The following is a 20,160-nucleotide window of genomic DNA, read 5'->3' on the forward strand; positions in this document are numbered from 1 at the left end:
GAACATATTCGCGCATAAAAAAAGGTACCTAGCTAGTCAGCAGGCACCTTTGTTTGCTAGGGAGCAAAACAAACTATTGTGATGCAATACGCTTCATGTCTGTCATGTAACCGCGAAGTTCTTTACCGATAACTTCAACACCATGGCTGCGAATAGCTTCATTTACTTCAATCAAACGGGCATTATCAACATTGTTTGAGCTATCTTTAATGCCTTCACCTAATTGTTCTAATGTTAAGTTTGATGCGTATTCTTCAAGTAATGGTACTGCGGCATGAGTAAATAAGTAGTTACCATATTCTGCTGTATCAGAAATAACAACGTTCATTTCGTAAAGCTTGTTACGTGCGATACAGTTAGCAATTAATGGTGTTTCATGAAGTGACTCATAGTAAGCAGACGCTTCAATGATACCTGAATCGACCATTGCGTCAAAAGCAAGCTCAACACCGGCTTTAATCATAGCAACAACAAAGATACCTTTATCGTAGTATTCTTGCTCAGTAATTTCAGTTTCACAATCAGCGGCTTTCTCAAAAGAGGTTTCAGCTGTTTCTGCGCGCCATGTTAATAAGTTAACATCATCGTTTGCCCAATCAGCCATCATTGTTTCAGAGAAGCGACCTTCAATGATGTCATCCATGTGCTTTTGGAATAAAGGACGTAAAATAACTTTTAACTCTTCAGACATATCAAACGCTTTAATTTTAGCTGGGTTTGATAAGCGATCCATCATATTAGTGATGCCGCCGTGCTTAAGTCCTTCAGTTGTAGTCTCTAAACCGTATTGTAATAATTTACGCGCGTAAGCTGCGTCCATACCTTGAGCGATTAATTGCTTATGGCCTAAAACAGCAGCCGTTTGCAACATACCACAAAGAATAGTTTGCTCGCCCATTAAGTCAGACTTAACTTCTGCGATGAAAGAAGATTCAAGAACACCCGCTCTATCACCACCCGTTGCACTTGCGTAAGCTTTAGCAATCGCTAAACCGTTACCTTGGGGATCATTTTCTGGGTGAACAGCGATAAGAGTTGGAACACCAAAACCACGTTTGTATTCTTCACGTACTTCAGTACCTGGGCACTTAGGAGCAACCATAACTACCGTGATATCAGAACGAATTTGCATGCCTTCTTCTACGATATTAAAACCATGTGAATAAGCTAGCGTTGCGCCTTGCTTCATTAATGGCATTACCGCTGTTACAGCTGAAGTATGTTGTTTATCAGGCGTTAAGTTTAAAACTAAATCTGCTTGAGGAATTAACTCTTCGTAGCTACCTACAGTAAAGCCATTTTCAGTAGCCCACTGCCATGATTGACGCTTTTCGCTAATCGCTGCATCACGCAATGTATAAGAAATATTTAAACCTGAGTCACGCATGTTTAAACCTTGGTTTAAACCTTGAGCACCACAACCAACAATAACAATGTTCCAATCTTTAATGAAGTTACAGCCATCGCTGAATTCTTCACGTTTCATAAAACGACATTTGCCTAATTGGCCAAGTTTTTCGCGTAAGCTTAAAGTATTAAAATAATTGCTCATGGTATTCCCTCTAATTTCTGTAATTAATTTAGTCAGCTTTTCTGACCATAAAAACATCATACGCTAGCAATCCCATTGCAAAAAGTGATATATTTGCATTTTCACGTTGCGTTTTTTGCAACACTGATGGGTTGGAACTTATGGATCAAAAATCATTAGCCATGTTTGTACACTTGAGTCAGACATTACACTTTGGCAAAACCGCACAAGCTTTTCATATGAGCCCCTCCACGTTAAGTAGAGCTATTCAGCGTCTTGAGCAAGAAGTAAGTATTGAATTACTATTGCGTGACAATCGGTCGGTAGTACTGACTGAAGCAGGTAAAAAATTTCAACATTACGCACAACAGCAGGCTGAGCAATGGCAGTTATTTAAACAATCATTAGATGAAACACAACAAGTACTAACCGGTAAACTCAGTATCTATTGCTCAGTAACTGCCGCCTACAGTCACTTACCGCCCTTACTAGAACGCTTTCGTCAACAACATCCCCTAGTAGAGATTATGCTAACCACTGGCGATGCTTCAGATGCCCTTGAACAAGTACAAAGTAAATCAGTCGATTTTGCTATTGCTGCCAACCCTGAAAACTTACCTCGCAGTGTTTACTTTCAACACCTTGCTACCATTCCATTAGCTGTTATAGCACCCACAATGAATTGCATAGTGCAGCAGCAACTTAATGAAAGAATACTAGCATGGTCAGAGATCCCGTTCATTTTGCCTGAGCATGGTCCAGCGCGAAAACGTTTTGAACTTTGGTATCGCAAAAAACAACAGGGTAAAGCCAATATTTACGCGACAGTTTCAGGCCATGAAGCGCTAGTGAGTATGGTAGCCTTAGGATGTGGCGTTGGCATAGTGCCCCAAGTGGTAGTAGAAAATAGCCCAGTAAAAGATCGCGTGCAATATTTGGCTAATGTCGGCGAGATAGCGCCGTTTGATCTAGGCGTATGTTGTTTGAACCAGAGTAAAAGCCAACCACTAATCAAAGCATTTTTTAATGCTATTGCTTAAGAGTTACGAGTATCGAGTATCGAACAAAAATGACAGCGAGTGAGGTACTTCGCAACTCGCTACTTTTATTGCTCGCAACTTGCTTCGAGTTAAGCAATTACCGAACTGGTTAAGTGTCTTAGTAACCGATCCATCGCCCGATATGAAAGTGCTTCGATGAGATGTTCATGTAAAATATGTTCACTGTTCACCATATCAGCTAAGGTACGCGCAATTTTTAAAATTTTATGATGAGCGCGAGTAGATAGCCCTAATTTCTCCACCGCCAGTTCCAAAAACTCATTATCATCGGGAGTTAAATGACAATAGTTTTTCAAATCACTTGTCCCTAGGTGGGCATTTGCTTCGCCTTGACGACTAATTTGGCGCAGCCTACAAGCTTGTACTCGCTGCTGTACAGCTTCACTGGTTTCATTTAGTTGGGTATCACTCGCCCAAGTTCCCCGCGGTAATCGAGCGACTTCAATTTGAATATCAATTCTATCGAGGAAGGGTCCGGATAAACGATTCAGGTACCGAAGAACTTGCTCAGGAGTGCTACGATTATCATTGAAAAAACCCGTAGGGCTTGGATTCATCGCGGCAATTAATTGAAAACGCGCAGGAAAAGATTGTTTGTGCATAGCACGTGAAATGGTAACTTCCCCAGACTCCATCGGCTCACGTAAAACATCTAAAACTTTACGCTCAAATTCAGGCAGCTCATCTAAAAACAACACACCATGATGTGCCAGTGATATTTCTCCCGGTTTAGGCTGACTGCCACCACCAACTAATGCAGCTGATGATGCAGTATGGTGTGGAGCTCGAAACGGCCGTGTCAGCCATGATTTAGCATTAGTATTTTGATTGCTAATTGATTGAATAGCGGCAACCTCCAACGCCTCAGCTTCAGTCATTTTAGGTAGTATCCCTGCTAAGCGGCTTGCTAGCATAGTTTTCCCGGTCCCTGGAGGGCCAATAAAAAGCAGATTATGATTTCCGCTAGCAGCAATCTCCAAAGCACGTTTGGCAAGAGGCTGCCCAATAACATCACTGATATCAAGATGATTTTTTGTCTCGAAATTCTCAATGGGCTTTTCGAGCACAAGTGGCAATAATGTTTGCCGCGCAAAGTGAGGGTAAAGCTGTGTTAAATGTTCAATAGCATGAATTTTAGCTTGTTTTACCCAACTCGCTTGTTCACTATTTTGTGCTGGTAATATCAGCGTCCGACTACTTTCACAACAAGCCATCGCCATAGGGATTTCACCAACTATTGCTCTCAACTCCCCTGACAATGCTAACTCGCCGGCAAATTCATACTTAGCTAAATCAACTTGCGGCAACTGTTGCGAAGCAGCCAGAATGCCAACGGCGATTGGTAAATCAAAGCGACCACCTTCTTTTGGTAAATCTGCCGGTGCTAAATTAATAGTTATGCGTTTAGCGGGAAACTCATAGCCGCAATTAATGATGGCGCTGCGCACTCTGTCTTTAGACTCTTTCACCGACGCTTCAGGCAAGCCAACAATATGAAAAGCAGGCAAGCCATTAGCTAAATGGACTTCAACGGTAACCAAAGGGGATTCTAAACCGACACGGGCGCGGCTATAAACACAGGCAAGAGACATAATAATTCCATTTATTTAATTCCATGTTTTGAGTGTAGCCAAATATTACTTATTTTTCGAATATAACTGCCTCTTATAACTTTTCATATTTGGATAGAGCTAAAAATTGGAAAAAAAAGCTTGTTCAAAACCTTAGAGCTATGGTATAAATTCAAAAAAGGCGTAAGTACTACTAATATTAGATATTATAAATAGTCAGCCAAAAGAAACAACGTATGAGACAAAATGCTAAACATTAACTCAATTATTAACTTGATTATTAGAAAAGTTCTCGTCGTGGTGGTTATAAAACTACCTCGAGGGTTTTCATTGGGCTAAAGAAAAGCAAAACTGAAATACCAACCCTCGCTTCGAAAGAACCGAGGGTTTTCTGTTTTTTTAGCAACAAATATTGCGTAAAAAAGCAGAAGTAAACTGACATTACTTTTAGACAACAGATTTTGGAATTATCATGAACGATAGCAAGCCTTTAACAGGCGGTGGATTACTATTTAAAATACTAGAACAGCATGGTGTAGAGCACATTTTTGGTTACCCTGGTGGTGCCATCATGCCTATTTACGACGCTCTCGTTGACAGCAATGTTCAACATTTTTTATGTCGTCATGAACAAGGCGCCTCATTTTCAGCTGTCGGTTATGCCCGTGCTTCTGGAAAAGTGGGTGTTTGCATGGCTACGTCAGGTCCTGGTGCAACAAATTTAATCACTGGCTTAGCTGATGCTCTTGCTGATTCCATTCCCGTAGTAGCGATTACTGGTCAAGTACCCACGGCTGCCATGGGTAGTGATGCCTTTCAAGAAACTGATATTTTTGGTTTATCTTTAGCCTGTACCAAGCATTCTTTTCAAGTAACTGATATTGCTGACTTAGAAAAAGTGTTACACAAAGCATTTGCCATTGCACTTGAAGGACGTCAAGGACCCGTATTGGTCGATATTCCAAAAGATATTCAAATTGCAGCTGTTGAACAAACATTTACAAAAGTTGCCTCATTAAAAAATAAAGTGAAATTGCCGCTAGCTGATATCACTAAAGCGCTTGATTTACTAACGCATGCCAAAAAACCTATTTTATATGTTGGTGGTGGTGTAGGTATGGCTAATGCCATTGATGAAGTAAGAAGCTTTGCAGAAACAACAGGGTTGCCATCTGTTTCCACCTTAAAAGGTTTAGGGGCATTAAACCCTGATGACGAAAATTATCTAGGTATGCTTGGCATGCATGGAACTAAAGTGGCTAATTTAGCTGTACATGACTGTGACTTATTAATTGCCGTTGGTGCCCGTTTTGATGACCGTGTAACGGGTAAGTTAGATCAATTTGCTCCCGATGCTAAAGTAATTCACTTTGATATTGATACCGCTGAAATAAATAAACGTAGAATTGCTGACGCGCCTATTTTAGGTGACTTAAAAGAAAATCTTCCTTTATTGACTATGTCATTAGACATTCAAGACTGGCAAACACAAGTACGACAAATGAAAGAAAATTGTGCTTGGCGATATGATCATCCAGGCGAAAGGATTTTTGCTCCAGCAGTATTAAAAGAAGTTAGCGATTTAATGCCTGAAAACACCTGTGTTACCACCGATGTAGGTCAACATCAAATGTGGGCTGCGCAACACATGAATTTTGACGACCCAAGTAATTTCTTAACCAGTGGTAGTATGGGCACGATGGGCTTCGGTTTACCTGCCGCCATAGGCGCACAAATTAGCCGCCCTCACGATACCGTTATTGTGGTCTCAGGTGATGGTTCTATCATGATGAATGTGCAAGAATTAGCCACGATTAAACGCTATCAAATCCCCGTTAAAATTATTCTAATAGATAACGCTAAACTGGGTATGGTTCGCCAATGGCAAGATTTGTTTTTCGATGGTCGCTTAAGTGAAACTGACTTATCTGATAACCCTGATTTTGTTATGCTAGCAACCTCTTTTGATATAAAAGCTAAGCAAATCACTCAAAAAAGTGAAGTGACAGCAGCGATCAAAGAAATGTTAGATCATGATGGTGCTTATCTATTACAAGTTAAAATAGATGCAAAAGACAACGTTTGGCCATTAGTGCCACCTAATAGTGCTAACAATGAAATGATGGAGAGCGCGTAGCATGAACCCTATAACTATGAATAAGTATAAATTAATCATCATGACGGATGATAAACAAGTAGTACTTGAACGAATTTTACAAGTAACTCGTTACCGTGGTTTTCTAATTAATGGCATGACTGCGCAAGTCAACACAGGAAATAATATTGCGACAATTGAACTACTGGTCAGTAGCGATCGTCCTATTTCACTTTTAATTGACCAAATCAACAAACTGGTCGACATCAAGAGTGTTGCAGTAGACAATAGCTCGTCACAGCGTTGCAGCGCATAAAACGTACGTGCTGTAGCTTAATAAATTATATCGTACCTAGGCTGGCTACATCAAAAAATGATAAATATACCAGCCAATAACAGTAATAAATTTAGGAAAATAAAATGGCAAAAGTAAATGCAGACTTAATTTGGTTTAACGGTAAACTTATGCCGTGGAAAGATGCAACCGTTCATGTAATGAGCCATGCTCTACATTACGGTTCGTCTGTATTTGAAGGTATACGTGCATACGAAACACATAAAGGAACATGTATTTTTCGTTTAGAGGAACATATTGAACGTTTATTCAATTCTGCAAAAATTTATCGTATGGATATCCCTTATACACAAGCCGAAGTAGTCCAAGCGTGTAAAGATTCGGTTGCCAACAATAACTTAAAATCTGCTTACTTACGACCGCTAGCTTTCTTAGGTGATATTGGCATGGGGCTTCGTGCACCTGCCGATGTTAAGGCCGATTTAATGATTGCCGCCTTTAGCTGGGAAGCATACTTAGGTGCTGATGCTATGGAAAAAGGCGTTGATGTTGGTGTATCAAGCTGGAACCGTATTGCTCCGAATACTATTCCAACTGCCGCAAAAGCGGGTGGTAATTACTTATCTTCACAACTGATTTCAGCTGAAGCATATCGCCATGGTTATACCGAAGGTATTGCCCTTGATGTGCATAATTATGTCAGTGAAGGTGCAGGACAAAATTTATTCTTAATTCGTAAAGGCATTATTTATACACCTCCAGGTTCTTGTTCTATTTTGCCTGGTTTAACGCGTGATACGGTTATTACTTTAGCCAACAGCTTAGGTTATGAAGTACGTGAAGAGTTAATCGCGCGTGAAGCACTTTACCTTGCAGACGAGTTTTTCATGTGTGGTACTGCCACTGAACTTGTGCCAGTAAGTACTGTTGATGGTATGAAAGTAGGATCAGGCTCTCGCGGCCCGATTACTAAAGCGTTACAAGACGCTTTCTTCGGTATTTTTGACGGCACTACAGCAACACCTGATGGTTGGTTGGATCCTGTTGCATAAAGCAATTTTTTAACATGATTTTCTGCTTCCTCATGGGTATCTCTGTGTTGGTACATGGGGTTGCAGACACTAAATGAAATAAATTTCATTTTTAAAAACATTTCGAAACAGTTTACTATAAATGCTTTTAAAAATAAAATTCCCCTACTTCACATGGATATCAAAGTCATGCCTAAATTAAGATCTGCAACTTCTACCCAAGGCCGTAATATGGCCGGTGCTCGTGCCCTTTGGCGTGCAACAGGCATGACAGATGGCGATTTTGGTAAACCTATTATCGCGGTGGTGAACTCTTTCACTCAATTTGTACCCGGTCATGTGCATTTAAAAGACATGGGACAATTAGTTGCCGGTGCTATTGAAGAAGCGGGCGGTGTTGCCAAAGAATTTAATACTATTGCTGTTGATGATGGCATTGCCATGGGTCACGCTGGCATGCTTTACAGCTTGCCATCACGTGATTTAATTGCTGACTCTGTTGAATACATGGTTAACGCTCATTGTGCTGATGCTATGGTATGTATATCAAACTGTGACAAAATTACTCCGGGTATGTTGATGGCAGCAATGCGCTTAAACATTCCAGTAATTTTTGTTTCTGGCGGGCCAATGGAAGCGGGTAAAACTAAGCTTTCAGACCAAATTATCAAATTAGATTTAGTTGATGCCATGCTCCAAGCTGTTGATCCTAATGTAAGTGAGGAGCAAAGTGACCAAGTAGAACGTTCTGCCTGTCCTACCTGTGGCTCATGTTCTGGCATGTTCACAGCTAACTCAATGAACTGTTTAGCTGAAGCACTTGGTTTAGCCTTACCAGGTAACGGCTCAATGTTGGCAACTCATGCTGATAGAGAGAAGTTGTTTTTAGATGCTGGTAAACAAATTGTTGAATTAACAAAACGTTATTACCAAGATAATGATGAATCTGCACTACCACGCAATATTGCCAACAAAGACTCTTTTTCAAATGCCATGTGTTTAGATATTGCCATGGGCGGCTCAACCAATACCATATTGCATTTACTCGCAACAGCACAAGAAGCTGAAATAGATTACACCATGGAAGATATGGATAAATTATCACGCATTGTGCCGCAGTTATGTAAAGTTGCGCCATCAACGCCTGAGTATCATATGGAAGATGTACATCGCGCCGGCGGTGTAATTGCAATTTTAGGTGAGTTATCACGCGCTAACTTATTAAAAACTGATGTGCCAAATGTTTTAGGTACTACGTTGGCTGATGTAATTGCCAAATATGACATTAAAGTTACTGACGATGAAGACGTTAAAAAATTCTATCGTGCAGGCCCTGCTGGTATCCGTACCACTAAAGCATTTAGCCAAGACTGTCGTTGGGATACCTTAGATGATGATAGAGCTAATGGTTGTATTCGTAGCCTTGAACATGCTTTTTCTACAGAAGGTGGCTTAGCCGTACTTTCAGGTAATATTGCTGTAGATGGTTGTGTTGTAAAAACAGCCGGTGTAACTGACGACAACTTAGTATTTACTGGTCCTGCACACATTTTTGAAAGCCAAGATGATGCAGTAGCCGGTGTTTTAGACGGAAAAGTAGTGGCTGGCGAAGTCGTTGTTATTCGTTACGAAGGTCCTAAAGGTGGACCAGGTATGCAAGAAATGCTTTATCCAACCACTTACCTAAAATCTATGGGTTTAGGTAAAGCCTGTGCTTTATTAACTGATGGTCGTTTTTCTGGTGGTACTTCTGGTTTATCCATTGGTCATGTTTCTCCTGAAGCAGCTGACGGCGGTACAATTGCCTTAGTTGAACAAGGCGATATCATTCATATTGATATCCCTACTCGAGAGATTACATTACAAGTACCTGAAGCTGAACTTGATGCGCGTCGTGCTGCGATGGAAGCTAAAGGGAAAGATGCTTGGAAACCTACTGATCGTGTACGCCCAATCAGTTATGCACTAAAAAATTACGCTATGTTAGCAACCAGTGCTGACAAAGGTGCGGTACGTAATCGCGCTCTTTTAGATGGTTTAGTTGATAAATAAAAACTAATTTAAGCTAAGCATTTATGTTAAAGGGCGTCCAACACGATTGTTGTGACGCTTTTTTATTGATTTAAAGATTATTATAACAATCGATGTATAAATAAGATGACCGAAAAACAAAGCCAAGCATCACTAAACAAAGAGCTAACAGAACAAGCTGAGCAACTTGATTATTTAAGGCGCATATTGCTTGCGCCTGTTTATGATGTTGCTGTAGAAACTGAGCTTACGCATTTAACTAAATTATCGGCGCGCTTAAATAATCAAATTTATTTAAAACGTGAAGATCAACAACCAGTACATTCGTTCAAACTGCGTGGTGCTTACAACAAGTTATCAGGTTTAAGTGAAGCGGAATGTATTCATGGTGTTATTGCCGCTTCAGCTGGTAATCATGCGCAAGGCTTGGCGTTAGCAGCAAATAAATTAGGCATTAAAGCAACAATTGTTATGCCTAAAACCACACCTGATATTAAAGTGGATAATGTTAGGCGTTTTGGCGGTGAAGTACGTTTAGTGGGTAATAGTTTTAATGAAGCCCAAGCAGCCTCAATTAACTACGCAAAAGCTGAAAATAAAACTATCATTCATCCCTTTGATGATACCGATGTTATTGCTGGGCAAGGCACTGTTGCTAAAGAGTTACTACAACAACTACCTAATGCTGATATCGTTTTTATCCCCGTTGGTGGTGGTGGTTTATTAGCAGGTATGGCCGTTTATTTAAAGCAGCTTAGCCCCAAGACTACAATAATTGGTGTTGAAGCTGAAGACTCAGCTTGCTTGAAAGCAGCCCTAGCCGCAGGTAAGCCAGTTGATCTCGATCAAGTAGGTTTATTTGCTGATGGTGTTGCAGTAAAGCGCATTGGCGAGCATACGTTTAGCCTTATTGAACGTTACTGTGATGAGGTTATCACCGTAACTACCGATGAAATATGTACCTCGATTAAAGATATTTTTGAGCAAACTCGTGTTATTGCTGAGCCAGCAGGCGCTTTATCATTAGCAGGCTTACAAAAGTACTGCATTCAAAATGAACTGAATAATCAATCTTTAGTCGCTATATTATCAGGTGCGAACATGAACTTTCATAGTTTACGTTATGTGTCAGAGCGCTGTGAGTTAGGCGAAAAGAAAGAAGCAATTTTAGCGGTTACCATTCCCGAAGAAAAAGGCAGTTTCAAACGTTTTTGTCAAACGTTAGACAACAGAGTGATCACCGAGTTTAACTATCGTTATACTGGCGAAGCAAGTGCAAATGTTTTTGTCGGTGTTCGTTTAGGTGGCGGCATAGAAGAGCGTCAACAAGTGCTTGATGAGTTAGCAAGCGCAAACTATCAAGTTAGCGACTTTACAGACAATGAACTAGCAAAATTACATGTTCGTTATATGATTGGCGGTAAAAGTGGTGCTACCGCTCAAAATGAGCGTCTATTCAGTTTTGAATTTCCAGAACATCCCGGCGCATTAGAGAAGTTTCTTGATGCGATGGGTGAACTGTTCAATATCACCTTGTTCCATTACCGAAATCATGGTGCGGCATTTGGGCAAGTGCTCGCAGGATTTGATGTAAACAAAGATAAAGAAAATGAATTTTTTGAACACTTAAATGCTTTAGGTTATCAATTTGAAGAAACAACTGATAATCAAGCTTATCAAGCATTCCTTAACTAATTAGTTCCTATGTTATTGCGCTAGATATTGCTCAGGATGACCGTATCCGTTCATCCTGAGCTCATTGAAGAAATCCCCCTGATCTAAAATACTATGAAGTCATACGTAATTGAAATGACTTTTTGCTGCTCTTTATTTCAAGTATTCCTGCTTGCTTCAGCTCTGCCTTATACCCACATCCTTCTTTCGACACAAAACTTATACCAGTTAGAAACCAATAAACCGTACCCCATCAAAACACTATATATAGACAAATTAATAACATCCAACACAGTATATTGTGGCAATAACATAAATAGTTGATCTCGATCAACTATCGAACCAAGCAAGTTACTATATATTGTGTTCTATTATAAAAACAACACAACATATAGGTTTATCATGAAATTTAACTACCTATCTCCTAGCATTGTATTTCAAGAAGTCCCCGATGAAATTAGTCTTTATTTTAGCATAACGGGTTGTAAAACCGAGTGCATAGTGCGTCGGCCTAGAAAGCCTAATTACCAACCAAACCTTTCGCAATTTAGCGACAGATGAAAAGCTTAATCACTTATTTGTAAAAAATACATTAAAGAAAATAATTTATCCAAAGGAAAATAATGAAAGAACAAATAATGGCAGAGACTACCGAAACTGCCGCTGTTTTTGACCCAAATCATTTACAGTTAGCCTCACAAGATATTTGGGGGTCAAAGTATCAATTAAAAACACCATCAGGAGAGGCTGTCGACCATACTGTCATCAATACCTTTGAACGTATTGCAAAGGCTATTGCCAGTGTTGAAACTAGCCCCGTGAAACAGAAAAAATACAGTGAAGAGTTTTTGTGGGCACTGATGAATGGTGCGGTGCCTGCGGGCCGTATTGTTTCAAATGCAGGAGCTGGTGAGCAGAAGCCTACGGCCTCAACAATTAATTGTACCGTATCTGATACGATTAAAGATTCTATGCAAGGCATCGTCGGTGAAGCGGTAAGTAAAGCGAGTTTAACCCTAAAAGCGGGTTGTGGTATTGGTTATGATTTTTCAACGATCCGCCCTGATGGTGGTTTTGTTGCGGGTGCCGGCGCAACGACGTCAGGCCCTTTACCTTTCATGGATATTTTCGACACCATGTGTAAAACCGTTTCATCTTCTGGTGGACGTCGTGGGGCGCAGATGGGAACAATTGATTGTCAACATCCAGATATCATGGCGTTCATTAAAGCGAAACGTGAAGATGGTCGCTTACGTCAATTTAACCTCTCAATATTAATCACCGACCCTTTTATGGAAGCAGTTAAAGCGGATACCGATTGGCAGTTGGTTTTCCCTACCAATCAAAACGAAATTGCTCTCGAAGGATTGAAGTACGATCCGATAAATAATTCAGAAGATGTGATCTGGCGAGAATGGCCGTTATCTATGGAAGGATACTTAGGAAACGATGCTGGTGAAATCGCGTGTAAAGTTTACCGCACGATACGTGCAAAAAACTTGTGGAACATGATAATGAGTGCAACGTATGACTATGCGGAGCCGGGTTTTATCCTGATCGACAAGGTGAATGAATATAATAACAATTGGTTTGCTGAACTTATCCGTGCAACCAATCCATGCGGCGAACAACCGCTACCTCCAAATGGTTCGTGTTTGTTGGGCTCAATTAACTTAACCGCTTTTGTTACAAACCCTTTTACCGCCCAAGCGAGTTTTGATTGGAAACGATTTAAGAAAGTTATCCGTATTTTCACGCGCATGCTTGATAACGTGGTAGAAATTAATGGCTTACCATTGCCAGAGCAAGTTGCTGAAATTGAAAGCAAGCGCCGTCACGGTATGGGATATTTAGGCTTAGGCTCCGCCATGACCATGCTTGGTATGAAATATGGTAAAGACAATTCGGTGAACTTCACCCGTGAAGTCACTAAACAGTTGGCATTAGAAGGATGGCGTGAAGCGACAAAGCTTGCCAAAGAAAAAGGCGGGGCGCCATTCTTAAATGAAATGTATAGCATTACGGGGGCTTTATTACGCAAACGTCCCGAGTTAGCACAAAAGTACAAGTTAGGTGATCAAGTTAAAGGGGTTGAACTACACGTTAACTATAGCCGTTACATGAAAAACATTGTCGCCGAGTTAGGTGACAACTGGGTAAAAGAAGCGCTAGCAACAGGGTTACGTTTTACTCACCATAGCTCGATAGCACCCACAGGAACCATTGCATTATCTATAGGGAATAATGCCAGTAATGGTATAGAACCAAGTTTTGCGCATGACTACAAACGTAATGTTATTGTCCCCGGAAAATCAACTAAACAGCAAGTGAACGTTCGTTCTGCTGAAGTGTTAGCGTATGAACGTTTGATGAAAACCACACACGGGGATGATTGGCAATTGCCGATGACCAAAATAGGGCCAATCTTATCACTGGATTTATCGCAGCTGCCTGAAAGTTTTGTTGATACGTCGACGGTTACGCCATCAGAGCATATTGCGGTTCAAGCAGCGGCCCAAAGTTGGATCGACAGTTCAATTTCTAAAACCATAAATATTCCAACAGAATTCCCTTTCTCTCAATTTGAAGATGTTTATTTGGAAGCTTATACCGCAGGGTTAAAAGGGTGTACAACTTTTCGTTTCAATCCTGAAAACTTTTCAGGTGTTCTTGTCAACGAAGCTGATCTGGCAAATACAGATTATCAATTTACCCTTGAAGGTGGTGACGTGATCACCGTTAAGGGTAATGCTAAGGTGATTTATGAAGGCCAAGAGCATATTGCCTCTAACTTATTTGATGCGATCAAAGAAGGGCAGTACGGACGTTTTTAGCGCTTATATAGTGGAATAGTTAAGATGCCTCATTGTACTGGGTCTATTGGTATTGGGGCATATTAACCAACACAAAAGGCTTGTAGAACAATTTCAAGCAATACTTAATTTGTTTAACTGGTTTATTTACCAGTCATTTAAAAGAGACGACATCATGACACACTCATCTTCGACAACAAAACCGATCGAGATCAGTAAAAAAATTATCGGCGTATCCGTATTAAATAAAGAAAGCAGCTCTGTTAGTGCCATAGAAAAAGAAGCCAAAATAGTTGAATTAATTGAAAAGACTAAGCGCCCTATACAATTGGATTCAAGAACGTATAAGATCAAAGCCTCATCAGGTTATGACCATGCATATTACGTCAGCATTTCAAACGTAGTCCTTAATGAAGGCACTGAGCTAGAAGAAGTGCGCCCTTATGAAATATTCATCAATACCAAAGACAAAATAAGTGTCCAATGGGTACATGCCTTAACCTTTATGATGTCAGCCATCTTTCGTAAAGGAGGTGAATACATGTTTTTATTGGATGAATTACGTGAAGTTTCTTCATCAAATGCGGGTTGGTTTGGACAACATACCCGCGGTGGTAATCCTAGGTATATTGAGTCGATGGTTTCAGCTATCGCCGATACAATTGCTTACCATGTTGAGCAAACCTGTGGCGTTGCTATTAAAAAGATTGAGTTATCAAGTGAAGCAAAAGAAATCATCGAAGAAAAAAAAGCCGAATACCTGAAAAAACACACATCCAGCATGGCATCACCAGAAAGTGTTGATGAAGATGCTGGGATGCCAAATGCGCTAGATTGTTCTAAGTGTAAAGTGCGCAATACGGTGATCAAACTCGATGGTTGTTTAACGTGTGTTTCGTGTGCAGATTCTAAATGTGGCTAATACCTATACCCAAGCTACTTGAAGATGCAGGATTCAGCAAGTCGAGAAAGGGTCAGCTGCAAGGCATTGATTGAATAGAATGGTTGTTCCATTGTCGAAATCAATAACGCTGGAGATGACCCTTTATCGCCTTGCCCGAAGGGAGCTAAGCTAGAAAAACAGTTCAGCGTTACAGTACTTGATAAGGGAATAACCATTACCTTCGTGCTGCGCCTTGATCTTATTTCCTAGCTTAACTCTGAAACTGCATCTTCAAGTGGTTTGGGTATATAAGTTTGATTGTGAATCTTGCGGGGTGAAAAAGCGCCTAAACTGAAAAGCGCTTGATAAAGTAGTCTCTGTTGCCGAATTTATACGGGGATTACTTTATATGCACAGCGCCTTGCGCCTTCAACAATATGCTCCTCTCGGCTAATCACAGCCACATCACTCAGCAAACGTTGGAACAACTGTAATTCACTGCGACAAAAGTTCGTGCATTTTTTTGCCGCTGCACAAATAGGACAATGATTTTCTAACAACCAGAAAAAATCGTCTTCTTGCTCAACCGTCGCCATATAGCCTTCATCAGACCGTATTTTCGCCAGTGTTTGCAGCTTTTCTAGTACGCCATATCTATCCGCTAAAGCCAAACGATAACTTCGCATTGAAGACTCTTCTCTATTAGTAATGAGTTTATCTAAGCCATCATCACCGAACACAGCAATAACCGAGTCAATTAATTGCACCGTTAACTCATCATGTCGATCAGCAAAATGACTATTGGTTTTCTGCGTTAATGACCAATAACGGGTTGGCCTACCCCGGGGCGCTTTTTCATCCTGAAAAGTAACTTCACCTGACTCTTCTAACGCCAGCATATGTTGACGCACGCCCATCGTAGTCACGTTAAGTTCTTGCGCTAACGCTTTAGCGGTCAACGGTCCTTGAGTTTTAAGTAAATCAATAATTCTATGATGGGTTTTCATAATCGTTCCAATGCACTGAGTATCGCTATTATCGCTTATAAACACCTTATGTAAACTTTTTAATTTATTTTATTTTTTCTTTGCCATTGACATAATTAAGTAAAGGGTATAATTTACACGTTAATTAGTAAACAATAAGGTTTACATAAGAAAGCCAAAGGATAAGTAATGAATTTAGTTATTATAAGTGCCAGTCAAAGAAAACAATCACAAAGCGTAAAAGTAGCACAATACATAGCAGAGTCCGTTACTGGCTATGAAGAAGTCACCCATTTCGAGCTTTGCCAATATAACCTACCTTTATGGGACGGTGATCTGGCAAGCAAATCTGCTGAGCTAAGCGACTGGCCATTATTGAACAAACAAATAAGCCAAGCAGACGCATTCATTATGATTACGCCAGAATGGAGCGGCATGGCATCACCTTTACTTAAAAATGTCTTATTGATGTGCTCAGGGCAAGATACCGCCCACAAACCGGTATTACTTGTGGGACTTTCCGGTGGCATCAGTGGTGTTTACCCCATTGCAGAATTACGCATGAATGCTTTTAAAAATAACAAGCTAGTCGCTATTCCTGATCATCTTGTTATTAGAAATGTAGAGGAAGTACTTAATAGTGCTAATGAATCAGAATTATCCGATAAAGATAGCAATATACGCCATCGCATTGGTTACAGCTTGCATGTTTTATATCATTACAGTGAAGCATTACGGGCATTAAGAACAAATTTATCAATTCACCCCTATAATAATGAAGAACGTTATTCTAATGGCATGTAATACCATTTACATTAATTAAGATTACAAAATTCAATGAGAATAAATTTTCAAGAACACAGGTTTTTGGTTCCAGAAAAAACCTAAGTACCTACATCCCTGTAGGCAAGGCGCTTGATTGAGTAATAGCTGGCTATTGGGCTTGAAAGCAACGATGTTATTGGATATTTAAGCCATTTGAAAATGATCACTTAGTTAGTGTAATTGGTATAAGGTTAATAACCAATAACGAGAGAAAAACAGGAGAGCAACATGATTACTTTAGAGCATATAAACTTAGTCGTAAGCGACATTGAAAAAACAATAAAATTTTACCAAGCAGCCTTTCCACATTGGGCTGTTCGCGGTGGCGGTATTAGCGAATGGCACGGTAAACCTCGTAATTGGATACACTTTGGCGATGACTATCAATACCTTACTTTTAATGATGATGGCGTAGGTAAAAACCGTGACTTGACCGGTCACCAAATTGGCCTTGCTCATTTTGCTTATGTAACTAGTAATTTAGCGGACGTAATTAAGCGCTTAGCAGAAGCTGGATTTTCCGTTGATAAGGAAGGCGCTGAAGACGAGTATCGCACTAATGTTTACTTTATAGATCCAAGTGGCTATGAAGTTGAATTTGTGCAATATCATAGTGACTTGCCTGAGCTTAGGAATAGGTATGAGTAATTAAAATCATTGGATTTTTCACAAAGTTCAATCAACTAAAATTGATGAAAAATAAATTTATTAAAAAAACGTCGATTCAAAGAAACTATATCCAATTTCATTTATACGAGCGTGGCAAACTAATTTTGGCCACGCTTTTTATCGCTCTAATTTAATTCTCGACTTGTTGAGGCACATCCAAAATTAATTTGTAGTATTTTATATCTGATTTGCGAACCAACATGATCCAAGTTAATCTCCCTTATTAAAACAACTCTTTCATAGCAGGTAACTGTTTAACCTCTTCATTTAACTTCTCTGCAGCCTCAATGATAATCGCGATACACAAATCGATATGGTTGACTTCTTCGTCTGATAAATCTTGTTCAAATGCTTTATTCTTTGCTGTATCTACAGCATTGAGTACCGATTTGATCATTTGACTCATGAGTAATTGCATACGAGGTAATGATATCCCAAACTCATCAGCAAGGTCGGCTAGCATATAAGCTGTAATAGGATTACTAAAGTTTCCCTCGCTTCCCGTACGGTGCTCTCCAATGGACATTGCATAGTGTTGTGAAATGCTATGCAATGTCCCACGAGTAGCGTCTGCTTGTCGGGTTTTAATTTCTCTAATTATTGCTTCAATATTCACAAGATCATAAAAAGGCGTTAACTCTAAACCTTGTTTTCCTGAAAAGAAGCTAATGTTTTTTCCGTGTGCATCATAGTTGCGTACTAAAATATTAAATGTCATCCAACGAACGAGTTGAGCCTGATAAGCCTCAGAGTTAGCTGTTTCAACTGCGAATAATTTAGGAAACGAAACACCATCTCGCATATAAACTCCATCGCCTTCATCGCCGTATTGGCGTTCATATTTATAAGAGGGGGGAAGGTTAGTCGCCTGGCAACCGTCAATGACATGTCGGCGTAACACACGATTTCCTCCAGAGACAATACGTCTATCGAAACGATCAATCACAAAAGCTCTCACGCCACCATATGTGCGCACTTCAACATGAGAAATTTTAATACCTGCTTCACTCGCGAGTAACATGGTAAATAATTCGTTCACGGCGATAAAAGGCGCTTTGCCTGTCTCAAATTTAAAGATTTTATTCGAACATAAGTCACCTTCGCCAAACCCTAACTTACCATCTACTTCAAATAAATTAAGTTTATCCTGAACACCCGCAACAGAAAGTCGAGTCTGGCCATCCCAATAGGTAATGGATTCTCCCATCGCCTTGAAACGAGCAAGCTTTTCATCTAACTCATCTTCCGTTACTTCTCGAAAATTCGTTTCTTTAGCAGCGTTTTTTTCCCCTCTGAAAGAGAGTGCGCCAGAGGTATCTTCGCCAATTATCCAGATCAAGCCAAATGTATTATTTTTAGAAATGGTGGTATTACTGGTGATTTCTTCTAAGCCTTTCCCTTCGGGTAGTAAGTTTTGTAAGTAGTTTCGAACCGCTCGATGATCAAAATTACCATCCAATGGAAGATGAGGTGAAATGGCAAAGCCTTCTTCGACCCATGAAGGCTCATAAATTAACGAGATGTCAGTTTCTGAACCTACTGGAATACTAATCGTAGCGATTTTATTATGATGACCAATGAATACATGTAGAGCGTTTACGTTAGTACCATTCGTCATCATTTACTCCGGTAGTAGTACTATTTGGTATGAGATCATCTGAGACAATACTGAATGACAAACCAAGGTATTCCATCACTTTGAGTAGGTTGGCGAGCTTAACGCTGGTATCTCCTTTTTCAATTTTGATCAGAGTGGGTTTTGAGATAGAAAGAGCTTCAGATACGTCAACTAGTGTGAGTTTCATACCCGTACGCTTCGCTGTAATAGCTTCAGCTAATTGCTTTGGTGAAAAATTTTTAGTTATATCAGGCATCTCAGTACTTTTGACTACCCGACCTAATGCCTTCTTTACCGGTTTATTTATCATATAAGTTAACTTTAGTTTACTTTTATAATACAAACTAATAGTACAAGCTATAAAAGTCAATAATAATTAACTTTTATGTTATTTTAGCCTGTTAAATATATATAAGTAAACTATATATCACTTATGCTTGGTAAAAATATTATCAGTGGCTATAAGTAAATAATAGTTAACTTTAATGGAAAGTAATGAATGCGTTACATCCATCAGTTGAATTCAAGAATGGTGTCACCTGTCCGTATTTATCTAACCTTGTTCACTTAATAGTTAGACAGACCTGCAAAAACTCCGTGAGAGCAAAAATTCGACTTTAAATGAATACATCATTTTTATGATGTCACTGTAAAAGCAGCTAATAGGAAGTGTTTCATACCTGATTCAGATATTTATACCAATCAGATTAATTAATGGTTCAAATTTTAATGAGGGTAAATTTTCAAGAACAAGACGCTTGATTGAGCAATAGCTGGCTATTGGGATTGAAAGCAACGATGTTATTGGATATTTAGACCATTTAAAAAGATCACTTAGTTAGTCTGATTGGTATTATTCATCAATCTTCCTATAATTAATAAGAACGAATGCTTTTTAGATCACCATTTTGCTGTCACTTTTATCGATTAATAGGCTATTCATGATCATTTTATTGTGTGCAAGAGAATTAGCTAAAAATGGCTATCCCTTATTTTACAAGGGCTGAACATGACTTATAGGTACCTTATAAAAAGATTTTAAAAATTATTCAATATTCAGATCCAGTACACGCAATA

General features: G+C 39.6%; 15 protein-coding genes. 10 read left to right on the forward strand and 5 right to left on the reverse strand.

Annotated features, from left to right (window positions below):
* Nucleotides 1–73: 73 nt before the first annotated feature.
* Entirely contained in the window at nucleotides 74–1,552 is a 1,479-nt protein-coding gene (ilvC, locus tag DWA31_RS01770) for a ketol-acid reductoisomerase (RefSeq protein ID WP_114325022.1), read from the reverse strand.
* 140 nt (nucleotides 1,553–1,692) lie between these two features.
* Here ilvC and ilvY point away from each other — a divergent pair, with 140 nt between their 5' ends.
* Nucleotides 1,693–2,571, forward strand: coding sequence for an HTH-type transcriptional activator IlvY (gene ilvY, locus DWA31_RS01775; protein WP_114324960.1), 879 nt, complete (start codon nucleotides 1,693–1,695; stop codon nucleotides 2,569–2,571).
* Nucleotides 2,572–2,660: 89 nt separating this feature from the next.
* On the opposite strand, the gene DWA31_RS01780 is transcribed toward ilvY, so the two are convergent.
* Nucleotides 2,661–4,184, reverse strand: coding sequence for a YifB family Mg chelatase-like AAA ATPase (locus tag DWA31_RS01780; protein ID WP_114324961.1), 1,524 nt, complete (start codon nucleotides 4,182–4,184; stop codon nucleotides 2,661–2,663).
* A 451-nt stretch (nucleotides 4,185–4,635) separates the two neighbouring features.
* Between DWA31_RS01780 and ilvG the strand changes: the two genes are divergently transcribed.
* The 7 genes from ilvG (at nucleotide 4,636) to DWA31_RS01820 (ending at nucleotide 15,024) form a co-directional block, all read left to right on the forward strand.
* Nucleotides 4,636–6,300: an acetolactate synthase 2 catalytic subunit gene (ilvG, locus tag DWA31_RS01785; protein WP_114324962.1), complete on the forward strand. Its 1,665-nt coding sequence runs from the start codon at nucleotides 4,636–4,638 to the stop codon at nucleotides 6,298–6,300.
* Between the two features lies 1 nt (nucleotide 6,301).
* Nucleotides 6,302–6,574 carry an acetolactate synthase 2 small subunit gene (gene ilvM / locus DWA31_RS01790; RefSeq protein ID WP_114324963.1) on the forward strand — a complete coding sequence of 91 codons (273 nt, stop codon included), beginning with the start codon at nucleotides 6,302–6,304 and terminating at the stop codon, nucleotides 6,572–6,574.
* A gap of 104 nt (nucleotides 6,575–6,678) precedes the next feature.
* Nucleotides 6,679–7,605, forward strand: a complete 927-nt coding sequence (locus tag DWA31_RS01795) for a branched-chain amino acid transaminase (protein ID WP_114324964.1) — start codon at nucleotides 6,679–6,681, stop codon at nucleotides 7,603–7,605.
* A gap of 168 nt (nucleotides 7,606–7,773) precedes the next feature.
* A complete protein-coding gene (ilvD, locus tag DWA31_RS01800) occupies nucleotides 7,774–9,636 on the forward strand; it encodes a dihydroxy-acid dehydratase (protein WP_114325023.1) in 1,863 nt (620 codons plus the stop codon).
* Between the two features lie 105 nt (nucleotides 9,637–9,741).
* Nucleotides 9,742–11,310: a threonine ammonia-lyase, biosynthetic gene (gene ilvA / locus DWA31_RS01805; RefSeq protein ID WP_114324965.1), complete on the forward strand. Its 1,569-nt coding sequence runs from the start codon at nucleotides 9,742–9,744 to the stop codon at nucleotides 11,308–11,310.
* Between the two features lie 602 nt (nucleotides 11,311–11,912).
* Nucleotides 11,913–14,123 carry an adenosylcobalamin-dependent ribonucleoside-diphosphate reductase gene (locus DWA31_RS01815; protein WP_245942435.1) on the forward strand — a complete coding sequence of 737 codons (2,211 nt, stop codon included), beginning with the start codon at nucleotides 11,913–11,915 and terminating at the stop codon, nucleotides 14,121–14,123.
* Between the two features lie 154 nt (nucleotides 14,124–14,277).
* Complete coding sequence (locus DWA31_RS01820; protein WP_114324966.1) at nucleotides 14,278–15,024, forward strand: vitamin B12-dependent ribonucleotide reductase; 747 nt, start codon at nucleotides 14,278–14,280, stop codon at nucleotides 15,022–15,024.
* Between the two features lie 350 nt (nucleotides 15,025–15,374).
* Here DWA31_RS01820 and DWA31_RS01825 read toward each other — a convergent pair whose 3' ends face one another.
* Nucleotides 15,375–15,992, reverse strand: a complete 618-nt coding sequence (locus tag DWA31_RS01825; RefSeq protein WP_114324967.1) for a helix-turn-helix transcriptional regulator — start codon at nucleotides 15,990–15,992, stop codon at nucleotides 15,375–15,377.
* A gap of 168 nt (nucleotides 15,993–16,160) precedes the next feature.
* On the opposite strand from DWA31_RS01825, the gene DWA31_RS01830 reads away from it, so the two are divergent.
* Together DWA31_RS01830 and DWA31_RS01835 are read left to right on the forward strand one after the other, a co-directional pair.
* Nucleotides 16,161–16,775, forward strand: a complete 615-nt coding sequence (locus DWA31_RS01830) for an NADPH-dependent FMN reductase (RefSeq protein WP_114324968.1) — start codon at nucleotides 16,161–16,163, stop codon at nucleotides 16,773–16,775.
* 249 nt (nucleotides 16,776–17,024) lie between these two features.
* The gene (locus DWA31_RS01835) at nucleotides 17,025–17,444 is read left to right on the forward strand and encodes a VOC family protein (RefSeq protein WP_114324969.1); all 420 of its coding nucleotides are present in this window, start codon (nucleotides 17,025–17,027) and stop codon (nucleotides 17,442–17,444) included.
* Between the two features lie 244 nt (nucleotides 17,445–17,688).
* Here DWA31_RS01835 and DWA31_RS01840 read toward each other — a convergent pair whose 3' ends face one another.
* Both DWA31_RS01840 and DWA31_RS01845 read right to left on the reverse strand, forming a co-directional pair.
* Nucleotides 17,689–19,083, reverse strand: a complete 1,395-nt coding sequence (locus tag DWA31_RS01840) for a HipA domain-containing protein (protein WP_114324970.1) — start codon at nucleotides 19,081–19,083, stop codon at nucleotides 17,689–17,691.
* Entirely contained in the window at nucleotides 19,067–19,339 is a 273-nt protein-coding gene (locus DWA31_RS01845; RefSeq protein ID WP_210725525.1) for a helix-turn-helix domain-containing protein, read from the reverse strand. Before DWA31_RS01845 ends, DWA31_RS01840 begins: the two co-directional genes overlap by 17 nt.
* Nucleotides 19,340–20,160 lie beyond the last annotated feature (821 nt).

The sequence above is a fragment of the Candidatus Colwellia aromaticivorans genome (genome assembly GCF_003333305.1).
GTDB lineage: Bacteria > Pseudomonadota > Gammaproteobacteria > Enterobacterales > Alteromonadaceae > Colwellia > Colwellia aromaticivorans.

Coding starts and splice junctions, on each gene's coding strand:
- DWA31_RS01815 (WP_245942435.1), top strand. CDS start 11,913: ATGAAAGAACAAATAATGGCAGAGACTACCGAAACTGCCGCTGTTTTT.
- DWA31_RS01830 (WP_114324968.1), top strand. CDS start 16,161: ATGAATTTAGTTATTATAAGTGCCAGTCAAAGAAAACAATCACAAAGC.
- ilvA (WP_114324965.1), top strand. CDS start 9,742: ATGACCGAAAAACAAAGCCAAGCATCACTAAACAAAGAGCTAACAGAA.
- ilvD (WP_114325023.1), top strand. CDS start 7,774: ATGCCTAAATTAAGATCTGCAACTTCTACCCAAGGCCGTAATATGGCC.
- ilvC (WP_114325022.1), bottom strand. CDS start 1,552: ATGAGCAATTATTTTAATACTTTAAGCTTACGCGAAAAACTTGGCCAA.
- DWA31_RS01835 (WP_114324969.1), top strand. CDS start 17,025: ATGATTACTTTAGAGCATATAAACTTAGTCGTAAGCGACATTGAAAAA.
- ilvY (WP_114324960.1), top strand. CDS start 1,693: ATGGATCAAAAATCATTAGCCATGTTTGTACACTTGAGTCAGACATTA.
- ilvG (WP_114324962.1), top strand. CDS start 4,636: ATGAACGATAGCAAGCCTTTAACAGGCGGTGGATTACTATTTAAAATA.
- DWA31_RS01820 (WP_114324966.1), top strand. CDS start 14,278: ATGACACACTCATCTTCGACAACAAAACCGATCGAGATCAGTAAAAAA.
- ilvM (WP_114324963.1), top strand. CDS start 6,302: ATGAACCCTATAACTATGAATAAGTATAAATTAATCATCATGACGGAT.
- DWA31_RS01825 (WP_114324967.1), bottom strand. CDS start 15,992: ATGAAAACCCATCATAGAATTATTGATTTACTTAAAACTCAAGGACCG.
- DWA31_RS01795 (WP_114324964.1), top strand. CDS start 6,679: ATGGCAAAAGTAAATGCAGACTTAATTTGGTTTAACGGTAAACTTATG.
- DWA31_RS01845 (WP_210725525.1), bottom strand. CDS start 19,339: ATGCCTGATATAACTAAAAATTTTTCACCAAAGCAATTAGCTGAAGCT.
- DWA31_RS01780 (WP_114324961.1), bottom strand. CDS start 4,184: ATGTCTCTTGCCTGTGTTTATAGCCGCGCCCGTGTCGGTTTAGAATCC.
- DWA31_RS01840 (WP_114324970.1), bottom strand. CDS start 19,083: ATGACGAATGGTACTAACGTAAACGCTCTACATGTATTCATTGGTCAT.